We start from the raw sequence: 1,330 nt of genomic DNA, 5'->3' as shown, positions 1-1,330 counted from the left end.
CACCGATATCCAACCGCACCGGGAACGCACTGGTGAACCACCCGACCGTCCGCGACAGATCCGCCCCCGCAATCACCTCCTCCTCACGGCCGTGACCCTCGAGCTGTACGAGCGCAGACGTCTCGTCGATACCGCGTTCGCGACGCCACTGAGCGAGAGCGAGAGCAAGCGCCGCGAGAAGTCCGTCATTGACCCCACCCCCGAACAGGCGCGGCACCGTAGTCAACAAGCTATCGGTTACGTCAGCCGGTAGGTCCACCCGAACCTGCTCGACCGTCGGGCCTACATCAACGGCTGGATCGAAGGCACGCGAGCCGAGCATCGGATCCGATCCCTCGAGCACGGACTGCCACAACGGCAACTCCGCCGCTCGTACCTCGGACTGTGCCTCCTCTAACAATGCGTGTGCCCACCGACGCATCGAGGTTCCCACGGGCGCCAAGCTCGGCGATTGCCCTGCGTCAATCTGAGACCATGCGATTGCGAAGTCCGGGATCATGATCCGCCACGACACCCCGTCAACGACCAAGTGATGCGCGACGATCATCAATACTCCAGCCCGAGCAGCTTCCCCTGCCGTCGAAGAGAAGTCGAACCAGACGAACTGCAGCACCACGCCCGAAGCCGGATCCAACCGATCCAACGCTGCATCAAGTTCCACTGACGAAAGGTCCGTGAGTTCGGCATCGGCGATACTCGACGTCACCGGAACGCGTCGAATCAGCGAATCAACGTCGACTGCGCCGCGCGGTTCTGCGACAATGCAATACTGCCCGAACTCATCACGGGACAGTCGACTCCTCAGCGCATCATGTTGATCAACGACCGCCGCGATCGAGTCGACCAGGGTGGACCGGCTGATGCTCAGCGGCAAGCTCAGTGTCATTGTCTGCGTGAACCGGCCGAAACCGCCCCCGCGTTCGATCATCGAATGCCCGATCGGCGTCAACGGCATCGACCCCACACCGCCACCGGCCAACTCCTCGAGCACCACCGCCTCGAGACCTGCAGTCAACTGAGCAATCTCAGCCAAGCTTGCAACAGTCTTACGCTCGAACACATCCCGTGGTGTGAATGCAATGCCTCGAGCCCTCGCCCGCGACACCAACTGAATCGCGACAATCGAGTCTCCACCCACAGCGAAGAACGAATCATCCACACCGACCTTCTCGACCCCCAGCACCTCGGCGAACAGGCCTGCGATAACCTTCTCGGCCTCCGTAATCGGAGCCCGGAACGCCGAGCCACTGAGAAACACCGGCGCCGGCAACGCCTTCCGATCCAACTTGCCCGACGCATTCAGCGGCAACTCCCCCAACACCACAAACGC

The 1,330-nt window shown here is 62.1% G+C and carries 1 protein-coding gene; it reads right to left on the bottom strand.

Going from position 1 to position 1,330, the window contains the following annotated elements; all coding sequences use genetic code 11:
• Positions 1–1,330, bottom strand: a 1,330-nt coding sequence (locus tag MLGJGCBP_RS21575) for a condensation domain-containing protein (RefSeq protein ID WP_236581242.1), incomplete at both ends; no start/stop codon positions are given.

It is taken from the genome of Rhodococcus sp. T7 (assembly GCF_009872365.1).
In the GTDB taxonomy this organism is placed as follows: domain Bacteria; phylum Actinomycetota; class Actinomycetes; order Mycobacteriales; family Mycobacteriaceae; genus Rhodococcus_F.
Note: the sequence above shows the minus strand (reverse complement) of the source record. Positions and strands in the feature narration are given on the sequence as shown.